This window comes from Bradyrhizobium tropiciagri, from assembly GCF_001189845.1.
GTDB lineage: Bacteria > Pseudomonadota > Alphaproteobacteria > Rhizobiales > Xanthobacteraceae > Bradyrhizobium > Bradyrhizobium tropiciagri.
Genome location: NZ_LFLZ01000020.1, coordinates 1 through 18,336, shown reverse-complemented (window position 1 = coordinate 18,336; position 18,336 = coordinate 1). Strand labels below are relative to the sequence as shown.

Annotated in this window: 15 protein-coding genes and 2 pseudogenes; 1 reads left to right on the top strand and 16 read right to left on the bottom strand. The window is 64.8% G+C overall.

The features are described 5' to 3' along the window. Positions 1-31 precede the first annotated feature (31 nt). Positions 32-844 carry a tetratricopeptide repeat protein gene (locus AKN84_RS17595; protein WP_050421940.1) on the top strand — a complete coding sequence of 271 codons (813 nt, stop codon included), beginning with the start codon at positions 32-34 and terminating at the stop codon, positions 842-844. Here the strand turns inward: AKN84_RS17595 and AKN84_RS17590 are convergent. The 16 genes and pseudogenes from AKN84_RS17590 to AKN84_RS17520 all read right to left on the bottom strand — a co-directional run bounded on the left by AKN84_RS17590 (position 833) and on the right by AKN84_RS17520 (position 17,953). Then, complete coding sequence (locus tag AKN84_RS17590; RefSeq protein WP_050421939.1) at positions 833-1,543, bottom strand: hypothetical protein; 711 nt, start codon at positions 1,541-1,543, stop codon at positions 833-835. The two genes, AKN84_RS17595 and AKN84_RS17590, sit on opposite strands and share 12 nt — an antisense overlap. Before the next feature lie 185 nt (positions 1,544-1,728). Beyond that, positions 1,729-3,471, bottom strand: a complete 1,743-nt coding sequence (locus tag AKN84_RS17585) for an ABC transporter substrate-binding protein (RefSeq protein WP_162240889.1) — start codon at positions 3,469-3,471, stop codon at positions 1,729-1,731. Between the two features lie 115 nt (positions 3,472-3,586). Further along, positions 3,587-3,913: a DUF2160 domain-containing protein gene (locus tag AKN84_RS17580; protein ID WP_050421937.1), complete on the bottom strand. Its 327-nt coding sequence runs from the start codon at positions 3,911-3,913 to the stop codon at positions 3,587-3,589. A gap of 9 nt (positions 3,914-3,922) precedes the next feature. Continuing rightward, positions 3,923-4,729 (bottom strand): carbohydrate ABC transporter permease, encoded by an 807-nt coding sequence (locus AKN84_RS17575; RefSeq protein ID WP_021075985.1) that lies wholly within the window; start codon positions 4,727-4,729, stop codon positions 3,923-3,925. Next, positions 4,729-5,703: a carbohydrate ABC transporter permease gene (locus tag AKN84_RS17570; protein ID WP_050421936.1), complete on the bottom strand. Its 975-nt coding sequence runs from the start codon at positions 5,701-5,703 to the stop codon at positions 4,729-4,731. Before AKN84_RS17570 ends, AKN84_RS17575 begins: the two co-directional genes overlap by 1 nt. Further along, positions 5,703-6,787 (bottom strand): annotated as a pseudogene (locus AKN84_RS17565) (ABC transporter ATP-binding protein). The gene AKN84_RS17570 and the pseudogene AKN84_RS17565 overlap by 1 nt, the downstream one beginning before the upstream one ends. A gap of 12 nt (positions 6,788-6,799) precedes the next feature. Next, positions 6,800-7,888 carry an ABC transporter ATP-binding protein gene (locus AKN84_RS17560; protein WP_050421935.1) on the bottom strand — a complete coding sequence of 363 codons (1,089 nt, stop codon included), beginning with the start codon at positions 7,886-7,888 and terminating at the stop codon, positions 6,800-6,802. Further along, entirely contained in the window at positions 7,885-9,429 is a 1,545-nt protein-coding gene (glpD, locus tag AKN84_RS17555) for a glycerol-3-phosphate dehydrogenase (RefSeq protein ID WP_050421934.1), read from the bottom strand. Before glpD ends, AKN84_RS17560 begins: the two co-directional genes overlap by 4 nt. Before the next feature lie 264 nt (positions 9,430-9,693). Further along, positions 9,694-10,524, bottom strand: a complete 831-nt coding sequence (locus AKN84_RS17550) for a DeoR/GlpR family DNA-binding transcription regulator (protein WP_050421933.1) — start codon at positions 10,522-10,524, stop codon at positions 9,694-9,696. A gap of 174 nt (positions 10,525-10,698) precedes the next feature. Beyond that, entirely contained in the window at positions 10,699-11,427 is a 729-nt protein-coding gene (locus AKN84_RS17545; RefSeq protein ID WP_128970938.1) for an HAD family hydrolase, read from the bottom strand. 84 nt (positions 11,428-11,511) lie between these two features. Further along, positions 11,512-11,706, bottom strand: coding sequence for a hypothetical protein (locus AKN84_RS49120; protein ID WP_050421932.1), 195 nt, complete (start codon positions 11,704-11,706; stop codon positions 11,512-11,514). A gap of 164 nt (positions 11,707-11,870) precedes the next feature. Beyond that, complete coding sequence (locus AKN84_RS17535; protein WP_050422021.1) at positions 11,871-12,287, bottom strand: acyl-CoA thioesterase; 417 nt, start codon at positions 12,285-12,287, stop codon at positions 11,871-11,873. A 17-nt stretch (positions 12,288-12,304) separates the two neighbouring features. Then, complete coding sequence (locus AKN84_RS50715) at positions 12,305-12,565, bottom strand: hypothetical protein (RefSeq protein WP_430649916.1); 261 nt, start codon at positions 12,563-12,565, stop codon at positions 12,305-12,307. A 108-nt stretch (positions 12,566-12,673) separates the two neighbouring features. Beyond that, positions 12,674-14,385: pseudogene (locus tag AKN84_RS17530) on the bottom strand (3-hydroxyacyl-CoA dehydrogenase NAD-binding domain-containing protein); the annotation flags it as partial. 17 nt (positions 14,386-14,402) lie between these two features. Further along, a complete protein-coding gene (locus AKN84_RS17525; protein WP_050421931.1) occupies positions 14,403-15,686 on the bottom strand; it encodes an acetyl-CoA C-acetyltransferase in 1,284 nt (427 codons plus the stop codon). Then, positions 15,686-17,953, bottom strand: a complete 2,268-nt coding sequence (locus AKN84_RS17520; RefSeq protein ID WP_050421930.1) for an acyl-CoA dehydrogenase — start codon at positions 17,951-17,953, stop codon at positions 15,686-15,688. Before AKN84_RS17520 ends, AKN84_RS17525 begins: the two co-directional genes overlap by 1 nt. Positions 17,954-18,336 lie beyond the last annotated feature (383 nt).

Here is an 18,336-nt window from a genome sequence, read left to right as displayed (position 1 = left end):
CGCATCGAGCCAGAAGACGTCACGTGCGGGAATGAGCAAGGACAACGCCGAGGATATCGTTCGACGCGCGACTGCCGCATTCAACGGCGGCCGGCATGACGAGGCGATCGCGCTCTGCGAGAGCGGGCTGTCGCGCCAACCCGGCGAGCCGATGCTGAACCATCTGTTGGCCGCCGTGCTCTTCGCCAAGGGCGAGATCGCACCGGCGCGCAGGCATGTCGAGGCGAGCCTTGCGCAGCGTCCCGACAATGCCGCAGCGCGGCTGCTCGCCGGCCGCCTCGCCCGCAGCGAAGGTGAATTCGACGCGGCCCTGACGCATCTCGACCGCGCCATAACGCTGAAGCCGCAGCGCGATGCATTCGTCGAGAAGGCGCGCACGCTGGATCTGGCCGGCCGCAAGGCGCAGGCGCGCGAAGCCTGGGAAGCGATCCTCAAGGCCATCCCCGAGCATCAGGAAGCCAATGCGCGGCTCGGGCGGCTGGCCTGGGAGGATGGTGAACTCGCCAAGGCTGCGAGCCTGCTTGCGCGCGCCACCACGAGCCCAGCGCCGGCTTCGGTGTGGTTCGACCTCGGCGTGGCCAAACAGGATCTGCGCGACCAGGATGGCGCGGCACACGCCTATCGCAAGGCGCTCGAGATCAAGCCGGATTTCGCTGAGGCCGCGCTCAATCTGGGGATCGCGTTGCAGGAGAGCGGCGAGCCCGACGCCGCGATGCAGGCCTTTGCGCGCGCCTATGGTCTGCGTCCAAAATTGTTCGGATCGATCGCGATGGCGCTGACCTCGGCCTCGCACGGCCGGCTGTGGCTCGATGAGCGCGCGTTGCGTATCGCGTTAGGTGGTTAGCCGTCCGCGCTTGGCGCGGAAATGCTTGCGGTAGACATTGGGCGCGGCCAGCACCTCACTAACGACCTTCTCATAGGCCTTGCTGTGCGCGTCGTCGAAGGCTTCGAACACCAGTTCGGGGGCCTCGCGCGGCACGGCGAAGCATTGCGCGACCGGCGTCCCCTTCGGCAACACACCGGCGAAATCAGGCTCCGTCCAGACTGCCGGGAAATTGATCCCGCCGTCGTGAAACCGGTCGGCATCGACGAGGCCCGAGATCAGCCGGAACGGCAGGTCGTCGCGATTGACCGGATGCGCCGCGAACAGCGACCAGCCCGGCTCGAGCTCGATGGTCCAGAAGCTGTTGAATTTCAGCGCGGCCTGCCCGTTGGCGAACGGCGCGCCGGCGAATTGCGCAGGCGGATGGAAGCTGAGCGGCGCGCGCGGATGGCCCTGCGTTGCCGGCTCCGGGATGTCCCAGTCCCATGCGAACGCGCCGTGCTCGACCCTGATATCGCAAGGCAGCGGGATCATGATCCCGTAGGCCATCGCATCGACGAACGGCGGACATTGCTTGACCGTGCGGATGTCGCGGTCATGGATATTGGAATGCGCCTTCGCCGGCATCGCGCGCAGCCAATCGGGCAGCGCAGTGCGGGCCGGGAACGGCCGCGGCAGATGCTCGGCAAGCCGCGGATCGCAGCGAAAAATCATGCGCATGGTGAACTCCCGGGATCATGATGCGATGACAAGGCGACGCATGATGACCTCATCGCGTCATTTGAGCACAATCCTGAAGGGGGCTCCACTCTCCCGGATACAAGCATCGATCGAGCAAAAAAGGCCGGGATTGCTCCCGGCCTTTCGCAGTTTTCGGATGGCGTGGGCGGTCAAGCCTTACCGCCTTACTTCGCTTCGGCGCGCTTGGGCGGGCTCGCCGGCCACGACTTGATCAGGGTGTCGTAGTCGATCGTTTCGCCCTTCGGCTTCTCGTTCGCGAGCTTGCGCTGCGGAGCGATGGTGCCGTCCTTTTCGGCCTTCTTGTACCAGTACTCGGCGGTTTCCTTCTTGTTCAGCTTCGGTCCGCAGGCACCCTGCACACCGGACTTCTCAAGACGCTCCATCACCGAATCCTGGGCCGCGGCGAGCGCGTCCATCGCAGCTTGCGGCGTCTTCGCACCGGACGACGCATCGCCGATGTTCTGCCACCACAGCTGAGCGAGCTTCGGATAGTCAGGCACGTTGTTGCCCGTCGGGGTCCACTGCACGCGCGCGGGCGAGCGGTAGAACTCGATCAGGCCGCCGAGTTTCGGCGCACGCTCGGTGAACGACTTGTCCCAGATGTCGGATTCACGGATGAAGGTGAGACCGACTTGGCTCTTCTTCAGGCTCGTCGTCTTGGAGACGATGAACTGCAGATAGAGCCAGGCCGCCTTGCGGCGATCCACCGGGGTCGACTTCAGGAGCGTGGCCGAACCCACGTCCTGGTAGCCGAGCTTCATGCCGTCCTTCCAGTACGAGCCGTGCGGCGACGGAGCCATACGCCACTTCGGCGTACCGTCCGCGTTCATCACGGCGATGCCCGGCTTCACCATGTCGGCGGTGAAGGCGGTGTACCAGAAGATCTGCTGGGCGATGTTGCCCTGCGAGGGCACCGGGCCCGACTCGGAGAAGGTCATGCCCTGGGCCTGCGGCGGAGCATACTTCTTCATCCAGTCGAGGTACTTGACGATCGAATAGACCGACGCCGGGCCGTTGACGTCGCCGCCACGCTCGACCGACGAGCCGACCGGACGGCAGCCTTCCATGCGGATGCCCCATTCGTCGACCGGCAGGCCGTTCGGGAGACCCTTGTCGCCGTTGCCGGCCATCGACAGCCAGGCGTCGGTGAAACGCCAGCCGAGCGAGGGATCCTTCTTGCCATAGTCCATATGGCCGTAGACCTTGACGCCGTTGATCTCCTTGACGTCGTTGGTGAAGAACTCGGCGATATCTTCATAGGCCGACCAGTTCACGGGCACGCCGAGATCGTAGCCATACTTGGCCTTGAACTTGGCCTTGTATTCCGGGTTGGTGAACCAGTCGTAGCGGAACCAATAGAGGTTCGCGAACTGCTGGTCGGGCAGCTGATAGAGGTGACCGTTCGGTGCCGTGGTGAACGACTTGCCGATGAAGTCGTCGATGTCGAGCATCGGGTCGGTGACGTCCTTGGCTTCGCCCTTCATCCACTCCGTCAAGTCGACCGCCTGGCCGTAGCGGAAGTGGGTGCCGATGAAGTCGGAGTCGTTGATCCAGCCGTCATAGACGTTCTTGCCGGACTGCATCTGGGTCTGGATCTTCTCGACGACGTCACCTTCCTGGATGATGTCGTGCTTGACCTTGATGCCGGTGATCTCCTCGAACGCCTTGGCGAGCGTGCGGGATTCGTATTCGTGCACCGTCAGCGTTTCGGAGACGACGTTGATCTCCATGCCCTTGAAGGGCGCAGCGGCCTTGATGAACCACTGCATTTCCTTCATCTGGTCGTCCTTGGAGAGGGTCGACGGCTGGAATTCGCTGTCGATCCACTTCTTCGCGGCCGCCTCGTCGGCGCGGGCCGGCGCGGCGATAGCCACTGATGCCACAGCCAGCGCGACGACGCTGGTCATGGTCAGAAGACTATCCTTGGTCTTTCTCAAGTGTCGCATGTTGATTCCTCCGGTTGCAGCGACAAACTAAGTACCCCAGGTCCGGGTAGACCCCGGATCTGCTCTTTTTCGCCTCTCAGACGGTGCGAAAGATCACCGCAGCTGAGGCAAGCGAAATCAGTGTTGCGAGCCACAGGCTCGAAATATCAATGCCCTCCCCGATCGGCAGGGTGAAAATCGGATCGGTGCCGACGAGGCCGATCCACAGCAAATGGATCACCGCCGCCAGCACCAGCGAGACGAACAGACGATCGCCGCGCGTGGTCGGAATCCGCAGTACGCCGACCCGCTCGGCTTCGGGATAGGCGATCGCGAGCCAGGTCATCATGCCGAGCGTAGAGGCAAGCAGCACGAAGAAGATCGCGGTGGGCCAGGTCCATGCCATCCATGCGATGGATTCCATGATTGCCTCCTAGACCCGGCCAAGCGCGAAGCCGCGCGCGATGTAGTTGCGGACGAACCAGATCACGAGCGCACCGGGGATGATGGTGAGCACGCCGGCCGCGGCCAGCAGGCCCCAGTCCATGCCGGCAGCCGAGACCGTCCGCGTCATGATCGCCGCGATCGGCTTCGCCTGCACCGAGGTCAGCGTGCGCGCCAGCAGCAGCTCGACCCAGGAGAACATGAAGCAGAAGAAGGCGGCGACGCCGATGCCGCTCGCGATCAGCGGCACCAGGATCTTGATGAAAAAGCGCGGGAACGAATAGCCGTCGAGGAACGCGGTCTCGTCGATCTCGCGCGGCACGCCGGAGACGAAGCCTTCGAGAATCCACACCGCCAACGGCACATTGAAGATGCAGTGCGCGAGCGCGACCGCCCACGGCGTATCGAACAGGCCGATCGCCGAGTAGAGGTTGAAGAACGGCAGCGCGTAGACCGCTGCCGGCGCCATGCGGTTCGACAGCAGCCAGAAGAATAAATGCTTGTCGCCGAGGAAGCGGTAGCGCGAGAACGCATAGGCCGCCGGCAACGCCACCGCGATCGAGATCACGGTGTTGATGACGACGTACTCCAGCGAATTGATGTAGCCGGAATACCAGCTCTCGTCGGTAAAGATACGCCGGTAGTGCTGCAGCGTCGGCGTATGCGGCCACAGCGTCATCGTCGAGACGATCTCGGCGTTGGTCTTGAAGCTCATGTTGACGAGCCAGTAGATCGGCAACAGCAGGAAGATCAGGAACAACGCCATGATGAGTCGACGACCGGGGATCGAGTGCATCAGGCCACTCCTTCCTTCGGTTTGAGCACGCCTGCGGGCTTGGGCGCGGCCGCTGGCTTGGGCTCGGCCGCCGGCTCGCCCTGCGCCACAGCCTTACGTTCGGTGCCGGCATTGGTCATCACGGTGTAGAACACCCAGCACACGATCAGGATGATCAGATTGTAGACCAGCGACAGTGCCGCGGCCTTCCCGAGGTCGAACTGGCCGAGCGCGATCTTGACGAGCTCGATCGAGACGAAGGTCGTCGAGTTGCCGGGCCCGCCGCCGGTGACCACGAACGGCTCGGTGTAGATCATGAAACTGTCCATGAAGCGCAGCAGCACTGCGATCAAGAGCACGCGGTTCATCTTCGGCAACTGGATCGCCTTGAACACCGCCCAGCGCGAGGCGCCGTCGATCTGCGCCGCCTGATAATAGGCGTCGGGAATCGACTTCAGGCCGGCGTAGCAGAGCAGCGCGACGAGGCTGGTCCAATGCCAGACGTCCATCACGATCACGGTGACCCAGGCGTCGATGTCGTTGGCGACGTAGTTGTAATTAAAGCCCAAGTGATTGAGCACATAGCCGAGCAGGCCGATATCGGGACGGCCGAAGATCTGCCAGATGGTGCCGACCACGTTCCACGGAATCAGCAGCGGCAGCGCGAGGATGACGAGGCAGGCTGCGACGCTCCAGCCCTCGCGCGGCATCGACAGCGCAACGACGATGCCGAGCGGCACCTCGATCGCAAGGATCACGGCGGAGAAGAACAAATTGCGGCCGAGCGAGGCCAGGAAGCGGCCGCCGAGATCGGTCGAGGGATCGAGCAGCTCCTTGAACCAGCCGACGCCGTTCCAGAAGAACTGGTTGTTGCCGAAGGTGTCCTGCATCGAATAGTTCACGACCGTCATCAGCGGCAGCACCGCCGAGAACGCGACCACCAGGAACACCGGCAGCACCAGAAACCAGGCTTTTTGGTTGATCGTCTTGTCCATCAGGCGACCCCTTCCACCAAATGGCTGTCGGCATAGACGTGGACATAGGCGGGATTGAAAACGAGACCGGCAGTATCGCCGGAGACCGAGAAGCCCGGCGGCACCCGCGCCGCGAGCTTGGTATTGCCGACGCGAACGCGGGCGAACTGGATGCGGCCGAGATCGTCGATCCGCTCAATGGTGGCCGACAGCAGCCCGGACGCCGGCGGCGCGACATCGACGAATTCCGGCCGCACGCCAATCTCGATCTTTGCGGCCTTCGGCAGCACACCATAGTTGCGGTGCAGGCCGATGACGTGCCGTCGATCCGCGCCTCGTGGCCCGAGACCTCGGCAGGCACGATGTTCATGCCGGGCGAGCCGATGAAGTAGCCGACGAAGGTGTGCGCCGGCTTGTCGAACAATTCGGCCGGCGTGCCGCTCTGCACCACGCGGCCGTCATGCATGACGACGACGGTATCGGCGAAGGTCAGGGCTTCAGTCTGGTCGTGGGTGACGTAGATCATCGTGAGGTCGAGCTCGCGATGCAGCGCCTTCAGCTTGGAGCGAAGCTGCCATTTCAGCTCAGGATCGATCACCGTCAGCGGTTCGTCGAACAGCACGGCGGCGACGTCGGAGCGCACCAGGCCGCGGCCGAGCGAGATCTTCTGCTTGGCGTCGGCGGTGAGCCGCGTCGCCTTGCGGTTCAGATACGGCGTGAGGTCGAGCAGACCGGCGATCTGCTTGACCCGTGCATCGACCTCGGCCTTGGCGATACCCCGGTTCTTCAGCGGGAAGGCCAGGTTCTCGCCCACCGTCATGGTGTCGTAGATCACCGGGAACTGGAACACCTGCGCGATGTTGCGCTTCTGCGTCGACAGCGGCGTGATGTCCTTGCCGTCGAACAGGATCTGGCCGCGCGACGGCGTCACGATGCCGGAGATCAGATTGAGCAGCGTGGTCTTGCCGCAGCCGGACGGGCCGAGCAACGCGTAGGCGCCGCCCTGCCGCCAGGTCATGGTGACCGGCTTCAGCGCAAAGGATTCCAGCGGCGCGTCGTTGCCGTTGTAGGACTGCGCGAGATCGACGAGGTCAATGCGGGCCATGAGGCATCTCCCTCACTTCGAAAAAGTTGTTGCGGGTGAAGCGACGAGGCGGTCGGCCGCGTCGAACACGAAGATGTTGCCGGGATCGAGCGCGGCGTCGAGCACCTGCCCGGGTACATATTCATGCACGCCGTGCAGCACCGCGACCCAGTTCGAATCGTGGACATGGACGTGGACGAAGCTCTCCGAGCCGGTGATCTCGGTCACGGTCACGGTGGCGGAGAATTTGTGGCGGCCGGCCGAAGCGTTCCCGACCTCGAGCTGATGCGCGCGGAAGCCGATCCGGTAGGCGCCGTCGGGCAGATTGGCGTAGAGCCCGGCCGCGGGCGCCTGCTCGCCGCCGGCATAGATCACCCGGTCGCCCTTCTTCTCGATGCCGATGATGTTGAGCGGCGGATCGGAGAACACCTGCGCGACCCGCAGCGTGTCGGGATGGCGGTAGACCTTCGGCGTCGCGCCGGTTTGCAGCGCCCGGCCTTCCCACATGCACACGGTGTCGCCGCCGAGCAGCAGCGCTTCCGACGGCTCGGTGGTGGCATAGACGAAGATCGCGCCCGACGCCTCGAAGATGCGCGGCAACTCGGCGCGCAGCTCCTCGCGCAGCTTGTAGTCGAGGTTGGCGAGCGGCTCGTCGAGCAGCACCAGGTCGGCGCCCTTGACCAGCGCGCGCGCGATCGCGGTGCGCTGCTGCTGGCCGCCGGAGAGCTGCAGCGGCGTGCGCTTGAGGTAGGGCTCGAGCCGCAACAGGGCGGCCGCCTCCGCGACGCGCTTCTCGATCTCGGCCTTCGGCTTGCCCTGCACCCGCAGTGGCGAAGCGATGTTCTCGTACACCGTCAACGAGGGATAGTTGATGAACTGCTGATAGACCATCGCGACCGAGCGCTGCCGCACGTCGGCGCCGGTGACATCCTTGCCGTCGACCAGCACGCGGCCGGTGGCCGGCTTGTCGAGGCCGGCGAGCAGCCGCATGATCGAGGTCTTGCCGGACAGCGTCGGCCCGAGCAGCACGCTGAGCGTGCCACGCTCCAGCGTCAGCGACACATCGCGGATGGTCGGAATGCCATCCACGGTTCGCGTGACATTCTGCAGTGTAACGCTCATGCCCGTCCTCCCGCTTCGCGGAGGGGACGTTCACCGGACACGTGGTTGGCGGCCATCCACTCGTCGAGCGCGGCGATTTCACCCGCCGTCATCCGCAAGCCCAGCTTGGATCGTCGCCAGACGACATCTTCCGCAGTCCGAGCCCATTCGTTCGCCATCAGGTACCGGACTTCACTCTCCGTCAAGGTGGCGCCGAAGGAACGGCCGAGATCTTCAGCCGATGCTGCATTGCCGAGGACCTTGCCGGCGCGCGTGCCGTAGGCGCGCGCGAGACGGTTGGCATGGGGCTGCGCGAGGAATGGATGGTTGCGAACCAGCTCGGCGGCGAGCGCCGCGACCGCCGACACATCCATGTCGCCGCCGGGCAACGGCGCCTTGCCGGTCCAGCCCTCCTGCGCTTTCGCGCCCTTGAGATAAGGCGCGAGCCGCTCCAGCGCCTCTTCGGACAGCCGGCGATAGGTCGTGATCTTGCCGCCGTAGATCGAGAGTAGCGGCGCACCGCCGGGCGTATCGAGCTCGAACACGTAATCGCGGGTCGCGGCCTTGGCCTCGCTCGCGCCGTCGTCATAGAGCGGACGCACGCCGGAGTAATTCCAGACCACGTCCTGCGGCTTGACCGGCTTGGCAAGGTATTCGCTGGCGGAGGCGCAGAGATACTCGATCTCCTCCTGCGTCGCCTTCACCTTGGCCGGATCGCCGTCATAGTCGCGATCGGTGGTGCCGATCAGCGAGAATTCGTCCTGATAGGGAATCACGAAGATGATACGGCCGTCGGCGTTCTGGAAGATGTAGGCGCGGTCGTGGTCGTAGAGCTTGGGCACCACGATGTGGGAACCCTGCACCAGCCGCACCTTGGCCCGCGCGTTGACGCCGCCGCCCAACGCCAGCACCTGCTCGACCCAGGGACCGCCGGCATTGACCAGCACGCGCGACTTGATCGTCTCACGCGAACCGCTCGTCGTGTCCTCGACCGTGACGCGCCAGACGCCGTCGACCTGCCGGGTCTCGACCGCGCGAGTGCGGGTGCGGATCTCGGCGCCGCGATCGGCGGCATCGCGCGCGGTCAGCGCAACCAGCCGCGCGTCGTCGACGAAGCAGTCGGAGTATTCAAAGCCCTTGGTGTAGCGGCCGGGGATCAGCGGCTTGCCGACCACATCGCGCGTCAAATCGACCGAGCGCGTCGCCGGCAGCAGATGCCGGCCGCCGATATGGTCGTAGAGGAAGAGGCCGAGCCGCAGCAGCCAGGCCGGGCGTAGGCCCGCGTGGTGCGGCAAAACGAAACGCAGCGGGCGAATGATATGCGGCGCGATCTGCCAGAGGATCTCGCGCTCGATCAGCGCCTCACGCACCAGGCGAAACTCGTAATATTCGAGATAGCGCAGGCCACCATGCACGAGCTTGGTCGACCAGGACGACGTCCCGCTGGCCAAGTCATTCATTTCACAGAGGAAAACAGAATTACCCCGGCCCGCCGCATCGCGCGCGATGCCGCAGCCATTAACGCCGCCTCCAATGATGGCGAGGTCGTAAATCTGATCCAAAGAACGCTTCCCCCGGCAACCGCCTTCACTTTGACGGTTTTACTTTCGGATTGGAGTAGATCACAACCAAAAACGAAAGCAAAGCGAAAATGGGGAACTTTAGCTGGGGATTTTTTGGGCGGGATGATCGCAGCGGGGGCACAAATCTCGGACCGTCGCCGCGCGCACGGCCTCGCCGACGGCACTTATCCACCCCTGGAGGGGGAGGGTGAAGCGAGCGCGCTGCTATCGTGGTTGTGGCCGACGAGTTAGCGAAGACACGAGCTACGCGCTGCGCAGTGTCGCCGGTGTCGCGTCGGCGCCATTGTCGTCGATGTCGACGGCCGGCTTGTCCATCGCGACGACCACCTCGATCCCTCTGCTATGGCAGATGTTGGCGAGGCCCGCAGGCAAGGGCGAGTCGGTGACGAAGGTCTGGATCTGGCTCATATGCGCGATGCGCACCGGCGCGCTGCGGCGGAGTTTTGTCGCATCCGACACCAGCATCACATTGCGCGCGTTGGCGATGATCGCCTGCGCGACCTGCACCTCGCGATAGTCGAAGTCGAGCAGCGCGCCCTCCTCGTCGATCGCGGACGCGCCGATGATAGCGTAATCGACCTTGAACTGGCCGATCAGCTGCGTCGCCGTGGAGCCGACCACCGCACCGTCGGCGCGGCGCACCGTGCCGCCCGCCACCACCACCTCGATGCGCGGATGACGGTACAGCAGCATCGCGACGTTGAGGTTGTTGGTGATGACGAGCAGGTCCTCGTGCGAGGTCAGCGCGCTGGCGACCTCTTCCGTGGTGGTGCCGATGTTGATGAACAGCGAGCAACCATTCGGAATCCGCGCGGCCGCGGCGGCGCCGATCGCCTTCTTCTCCTCGGCGGCGACGAAGCGCCGCGCCTCATAGGCGAGGTTCTCGACACCCGAGGCGATGATCGCGCCGCCATGGATGCGGGTCAGCGACCGCTCGTCGCAGAGATCGTTGAGGTCCTTGCGGATGGTCTGCGCCGACACCTCGAACCGCTTGGCAAGGTCTTCGACCATGACCCGGCCGAATGCACGTGCGATGTTGAGGATTTCAGTCTGGCGATGGGAGAGTCCGGCCACGGCGGCCCCCTTGAAACGGCTATTGGTGGAGCATGATCATTTCGGAAAACCGGCTTCCACTTTTCCGGATCATGCTCTCGCCCATGGTGCGACCGTTCGGCACCGAGGTCAACGAGCAAGCATCGCCGGGGTTAAGAACTGCGTTGCAGCAATGCCGATTTACCAAGTCACGGCTTACCAAGTCATGGCCGACGCAACCAGGCGGATCAATTCCGGATCGTCGAACGCCCGGGCGCTGGCGACTGCGCCGGCCGCGAGCAGATCGGCATGACTGAGCCCGGTTCGCATCCCGATCGTCGTGATGCCCGCCGCCGTCGCGGACTGAATGCCGGAGCGCGAGTCCTCGAACGCCAATGACGCCGATGCCGCCGCATCCGCGAGGCGCAGCCCCTCGAGATACGGCGATGGGTGCGGCTTGCCGTGCGCCAGCTCGTCGCCGATCACGAGCGCCTTGAAACGGTGCGCGATGCCCAGTCCCGAGAGCAGCAGTTCGGCATTCGGGCGCGGCGCATTGGTCACCGCCACCATCGGCACGCCCGTGCGATCGGCGCGGTCGAGCAGCGCCATCAATCCCGGCACCGGCACGATCTGGCCGCTGACCAATTCGCGGAAGATCCGCTCCTTCTCGCTGAGGATGGCGGCGCGGCGCTCAGGCGGCTCGTGGGCGAGGAAGCGCTCGCCGATCGATGCGTTGGAGAAGCCTTGCAGCTCCCTGCCGAAACGCGCGTGATCGAACGAGTGTCCATGCGGGCCGAGCACCCGATTGAACGCGGCCAGATGGAGCGGATCGGTGTCGGCGAGCGTGCCGTCGATATCGAACAGCAGCGCTCCTCGTATCTGCGACGCTTGGCGTGCCTGCGACGCTTGTTGTGTCTGCGACGCTTGGCCTTGTCTCTGCGACATCCGGGAGAAGCTTCCGTGAACCCGGATGCATCAATACAGCCTCTTGCGGCGCGCGCAAACGGCACACCGCAGCTCAATGGCCGATCAGGAAGCGACCTGCAAAATTTGCCCAGTGACAAGGCGTCGCGCCGCACGCTCGGCCTCGCGTGCGTTGCGGAAGATTTGGCCTTCAAGGGCCTGGAAAAGGTGCGAGGCTGCGAAAAACGCGTACCCGCGTGCGTCGCGCACCACGATACCCGCGGTCTGTGAATTTACCTCGATCACGTAGCAGTCTGACATTATTGGCCTCGGTTTGATTCCGGGCCGACAACGGTGTCACTGCCTGTTTGTTCCTAGCTTTATTTGCGAACCGAGGCGCCATTTTTGCAATCAGGCAGCGCTCCGGTCTCAGTTTCGACGCGTTTTACTCGCGCCGAATCAGCGGCGTTTTCGTGCGAAAAACGTCAGGTCGAAATCGTCGCGCCGTCGCGCTGGATCGGTTGCGGATGGCCCTGCTCGTCGATCGAGACGTAGGTGAAATTGCCGTCGGTGACGAGGATCGACTGCTGCTCGCGGCGGCGCAGCACCCAGGCTTCGAGATGCACCGTGATCGAGGTGCGGCCGACACGCACGAGATTGGCGTGCACCGAGACGAGATCGCCGACATAGACCGCCTTGCGGAAGTTCATCGCATCGATCGCGACCGTTACCGTGCGCGACTTCGCGACCTTGGAGGCGAACACGCCGCCGCCGACGTCCATCTGGCTGAGCAGCCATCCGCCGAAAATATCGCCATTGGCATTGGTATCGGCCGGCATCGCCAGCGTGCGGATGCAGAGATCGCCCTGCGGCTCGTTGCCGCTGATCGGCGGCGCGTGCATATGGGTATCGGTATCGGTCACTTGAAGCCCTCCCAGCCGGTATCCGGCGCAAATCGACCGCCGAACTTGCGCATCAGCGATTGCATCGTCGAGATGATATTGTCGACGCCTCGGCTGCGCGCGTAATTGAGCGGGCCGCCGCGGAACGGGGCATAGCCGGTGCCGAAGATCATCGCGCCGTCGACCATATCGGGATCGTCGACGATGCCCTCGCGCAAAGCGGCGACGCAGACATTCGAGATCGGCAGCACCAGCCGATCGATCATCTCGTCGCTCACCTTCGGGCCGGTCTCCGGCAGCGGCGTCTTCTCCGCCTTGCCGTCCTTCCAGGTATAGAAGCCCTTGCCGGTCTTGCGGCCGAGCTCGCCCTTGGCGACTTTCTCGCGCAGCCACGCCGGCGTCGGCGGCAGCGTGTCACCGAACTTCGAGCGCAGCATGTCGCCGACGTCGAGGCAGATATCGAGGCCGACCTGGTCGCAAGCTCGATCGGGCCCATCGGCATGCCGAACTCGATCGCGGCCGCGTCGATCAGGCGCTGGTCGGTCTTCTCGTCCAGCATCATCATCGCTTCCAGCATGTAGGGCGTCAGCGCGCGGTTGACGAGGAATCCCGGCGAGCTCTTCACCGGCAGCGGCAGACGGTCGATGGCGCCGACGAAGGCGAGCGCCTCCTTGAGCATGGCGGCATCGGTGCCGTCATGGCTGACGACCTCGACGAGCTGCAGCCGCGACACCGGATTGAAGAAATGCAGACCGAGCAGCCGCTCCGGCCGTGCCAGCGTGGTGCGCAGATCCTGTAGCGGAATGCTCGACGTATTGGTGGCGAGGATCGCGCCCGGCTTCATCCTCGGCTCGAGCCCGGCATAGACCTTCTGCTTCAGCTCGAGCTTTTCCGGCACCGCCTCGATGATCACATCAGCGTTGCGCACGCCCTCGCCGTCCATGTCGGGGATCAGCCGGTCGAGCGCGTCGCGCTGGTCGATCTTCCTGCGCATGATCTTGCCGAACAGCTCGGACGCCCGCTTCATCGCACCCGCGATCGGCTCGGCCTTCATGTCGGCCAGCGTGACCCGCATGTCCTGGTTGGCGCACCAGGCCGCGATGTCGCCGCCCATCGCGCCGGCGCCGATGACGTGGACGTGCGCAACCTTGTTGCCGGTGCCGGCCACCTTCTTCATCTGCTCGCGCAGGAAGAAGACGCGGATCAAATTCTGCGCCGTCGGCGTCACCATCAGATTGGCAAAGGACGCCTTCTCCGCGTTGAGCATCGCCGAGCGGTTGCCGGCATGCTTCTCCCAGAGCTCGATCAGCGCATAGGGCGCCGGATAATGCTTGCGCGGCGCCGCCTTCTCGGCCTCGCTAAGTATCCGCGAGGCAAGGAAGCCCCTGACCGGACCCGAATTGAGCAACGAGTTGAGCACGCCGGGCCTGGCGCGCTTCAGCCGGCCGAACACCGCATCCTTGATCGCATTGCGGACATGGCGTTCCTGGGTGACGGCATCGACCAGACCGAGCGACTTGGCGCGGCGCGCGTCGATCGTCTTGCCGGTCAGCATCAACGTCATCGCCTGCATCGGGTTGACCAGCTCGGTGAAGCGCACGGTGCCGCCAAGGCCGGGATGCAGGCCGAGCATCACCTCGGGAAAGCCGAACCTGGCATCGTCGATCGCGATCCGCATCTGGCAAGCGAGCGCGACCTCGAGCCCGCCGCCGAGGCAGAAGCCATGGATCACGGCGACCGACGGCACGCGCAGCGCCTCCAGGCGATCGATCACCGCATGCGCGCGGCCGATCTGGGTCTCGACCGCGCCGGGGTCGGTGACGCCGCGAAACTCGTTGACGTCGGCACCGGCGATAAAGCCGCTCTTCTTGGCCGAGCGGATCACGAGGCCGGTCGGCCGCTGGTTCTCCAGCGCCGTGACGATGGCGTCGAGCTCTTCGAGCAGATCGGCGGACAGCGTGTTGGCGCTGGCGCCGGCGCGGTCGAACAGCAGCCAGGCGATGCCGTCCTCGTCGCGGGTCAGCTTGAAATTCCTGTAGGGGCTGTCGGCAGCCGGCTTCGGCCCGAGCTCCAGCACGCGGTCGGCGAGAAGGTCCATGATCCGTGAATCCATGATCACACCATCTCAATCAACATCGCGCCGCCCTGCCCGCCACCGATGCATTCGGTGGCGACGCCGCGCCTGGTACCGAGCCGCTTCATCGCATTGACCAGATGCAGCACGATGCGATTGCCACTGGTGCCGACGGGATGGCCGAGGCTAATCGCGCCGCCATCGACATTCAACTTCGCGCGGTCGATCTCGCCGGCCGCGCCGTCAAGTCCCAAAATCTCGCGGCAGAACTTGTCGTCGTTCCAGGCCGCGAGACAGCCGAGCACCTGGGTGGCAAAAGCCTCGTTCAGCTCCCAGGTCTCGACGTCCTGCAAGGTCATGCTGTTGCGCTTGAGCAGCGCGCTCGCCGACAGCACCGGGCCAAGGCCCATGATCGACGGATCGAGCGCCGACCACTGGCTGTCGAGGATGACGGCCTTCGGCGTCAGTCCGTGCTTGGCCACCGCGTTCTCGGACGCCAGGATCACCCAGGAGGCGCCGTCGGTGATCTGCGAGGAATTGCCGGCGGTGACCTGACCCCATGGGCGCTCGAACACCGGTTTCAGCTTTGCCAGCGTCTCGGCCGTCGAGTCCGGCCTGACGCCATCGTCATGATCGTAGAACTTGCCGTCGCGCGAGAATGCGGTCTCGACCTCGCCCTTGAGGAAGCCCTCCTTCTGCGCGTTGGCCAGCCGCTGATGGCTCTCGGCGGCGTAAGCGTCGGATTGCGCGCGGGTGATGCCGAAGAGATAGCCGACCTTCTCGGCGGTCTGGCCCATGTTGAGCTCGGTGATCGGATCGGTCAGCCCGCGCTCGAGGCCGATGATCGGCTTGAAGTAGCTCGGCTTCACCTTCAGCGCCGCGGCGATCTTGGCACCCAGTCCCTTGGCACCGGCAAAGCCCGCAAACCAGCGCACGCCGGAATTGGGCCAGACCAGCGGCGCGTGGCTCAACGCCTCGGCGCCGCCGGCGAGGATCAGGTCAGAGATGCCCTCGCGGATATAGCGGTAGCCGGTGTCGATCGATTGCATGCCGGAGCCGCAATTGATCTGCACCGTGAAGGCGACCATCTGCTCGCCCACGCCGAGCCGGAGCGCCGCGACCCGCGCCGGGTTCATCTCGTCGGCGATCACGTTGACGCAGCCGAGGATGACCTGGTCGAACGCGGTGGGCGCGAACGGCTGCCGCGCCAGCAGCGGCCGGCCGCATTGCACGGCGAGATCGACCGGGGTGAACGGGCCGGGACCGGAGCGCGCCTTCAGGAACGGCGTCCGGCTGCCGTCGACGATAAAGACTGGTCGCGCCATCAGCTCGCCGCCCTCTGCTCACCGAGCTCCTGGAAGAACTGATGCACGTCGGCGGATTTCTTGTAAATCGGGGACAGCGCCTCGGGCGCAAAATCATCGACTTCGATGACTTTTGCTGCGGCCTCGTGGGCGGCGGCGAGCTTCTCGCCGTCATCCCGGGTGATGACGCCCTTCCTGACCGCCTCCTGCCAGTCATGCAGGCGGGCCGCGCGCAGCTGCTTGGCCGCATCCTCGGCGGTGGTAACGAGGCGGAAGGCCTTCTCCAGCCGCGCGATGCCGCCGTCGTCCTCGACAAAGGCGAGATCCGGCGTCAGGCGATCGCGCGCCGCGGATGGCGACAGCACGAGCTGGGCGCACAGATGCACAACGCGATCAGACGGGCCGGTGACGCGCGCGCCGAACGGCTGGATCAGGAATTTCAGCAGCCACCCCACCGGACGGTTCGGCAGGTTGGCGAGGATTTCCGCAAAGCGGTTCTCGATGGTCCTGAAGCCCGACGCCATGCACCATTCGAGCGCTGGCAGATCCTCCTTCTGGCGGCCCTCGTCCTGCCAGCGCTTCAGCGCGGCGGAGAGCAAATAGAGCTCGGACAGGATGTCGCCGAAGCGCGCGGAGAGCATCTCCTTGCGCTTCAGCGCGCCACCGAGGGTGAGCAGCGCCATGTCGGCGCACAGCGCGAACGCCGATGAGTAGCGCGACAGCTGGCGATAGAACTTCGTTGCATCACCGGCGTCCGGCGCCGGCGCGAACAGGCCAAAGCTCCAGCTGCGGCCCCAGGCGCGGAACATGGTCGCAAAGCTGTGGCCGACATGCTTCCAGAACGCGGTGTCGAACGCAGTCAGGCCCTTGTCGCGATCGGGCTCACTGAGCGCGTTCATCTCCTGCAACAGGTAAGGATGCGCGCGGATCGCGCCCTGCCCGAACACGATCAGATTGCGGGTCAGGATGTTAGCGCCCTCGACCGTGATGCCGACCGGCACCGAGCGGTAGAGCCCGCCGAGATAGTTCTGCGGCCCGTCGATCACGGCCTTGCCGCCGTGGATGTCCATCGCGTCATCGATCGCGATCCGCATCCGCTCGGTGGCGTGCAGCTTCATGATGCCGGAGATGACGGCGGGGTGGTGCCCCTCGTTCAGCGCAGCACAGGTCAGCCGCCGCGCGGCGTCGAGCAGATAGGCGGTGCCGGCGATGCGGGCCAGCGGCTCCTCGATGCCCTCGAACTTGGAAATGGAAATGCCGAACTGCTCGCGGATGCGGGCATAGGCGCCGGTGGTGCGCGCGGCATAGGCAGCGCCTGCGGCCGACAGCGACGGCAGCGAGATGCCGCGGCCGGCAGCGAGCGCCGTCATCAGCATCTTCCAACCTTGGCCGAGCCGCTCCTGGCCGCCGATGATGTAGTCGAGCGGGATGAAGACGTCCTTGCCCCAGTTCGGGCCGTTCTGGAACACCTGCATCGCCGGCAGATGGCGGTGGCCGACCGAGACGCCGGGCAGATGGGTGGGGATCAGCGCGACCGTGATGCCGAGCTCTTCCTCGTTGCCGACGAGGTGATCGGGATCATAGGCCTTGAAGGCAAGGCCGAGCAGCGTCGCGACTGGCCCCAGCGTGATGTAGCGCTTGTGCCAGTTCAGCCTCAAGCCCAGCACTTCGCGGCCTTCGAAATTGCCCTTGCAGATGATGCCGGTGTCGATCATCGACGCGGCATCCGAACCGGCCTCCGGGCTGGTCAGTCCGAAGCAGGGAATGTCCTGGCCCGCGGCCAAACGCGGCAGCCATTTGTCCTGCTGCTCCCTGGTGCCGAAGCGCATCAGGAGTTCACCCGGCCCGAGCGAGTTCGGCACCATCACGGTGACCGCCGCGGTCAGCGAGCGCGACGAAATCTTGCGCACCACTTCGGAATGCGCATAGGGCGAGAAGCCGAGGCCGCCGAACTCCTTCGGGATGATCATGCCGAAGAATTTCTTGGCCTTGATGAAGGCCCAGACCTCGGGCGGCAAATCGCGCCATTCCCAGTTGATCTTCCACTCGTCGAGCATCGTGCAGAGCTCGTCGACCGGACCGTGCAGGAACGCGTTCTCCTCGTCGGTCAGTTTGGCCGGCGCGAACGCCAGCAGTTTCGACCAGTCGGGATTGCCGGTGAAGAGATCGGCGTCCCACCAGACGTCGCCGGCTTCCAGCGCCTCGCGCTCGGTGTCCGACATGGTCGGCAGCACGCCACGCGCCCAGGAGAAGATCGGCTTGGAAAGGTAATCGCGGCGGAAGCTCATGGTGGGGTCCTCATGGATCGGCGGCGCGGATGCATAATCTTATCGGAAACTGCCGGTCCCCGGTGAACACTTCGCTGTTCAAATAAAGCGAAATTGACGCGGCCAGGCCGCCGTTTGTTAACGGCAGGGCGCGCGTTCAGTTCCGAAAGCTGAGGTGCGACAATCAGGTAGCGGGATGGCGCAGACGGGATGAAGCCAAGTTCGATCGGCCTTCCGGCTCCCTACACCTCTCCCGCTTGCGGGGAGAGGTCGACGCGCGTAGCGCGGCGGGTGGGCTCCTTCCACGATACGACTCGTGGAGAGAGCCCTCACCCCAACCCTCCCCCGCAAGCGGGAGAGGGAGCGCAGTTTCCTGCGCGGTTACAGCGTGATCTAATCTGACT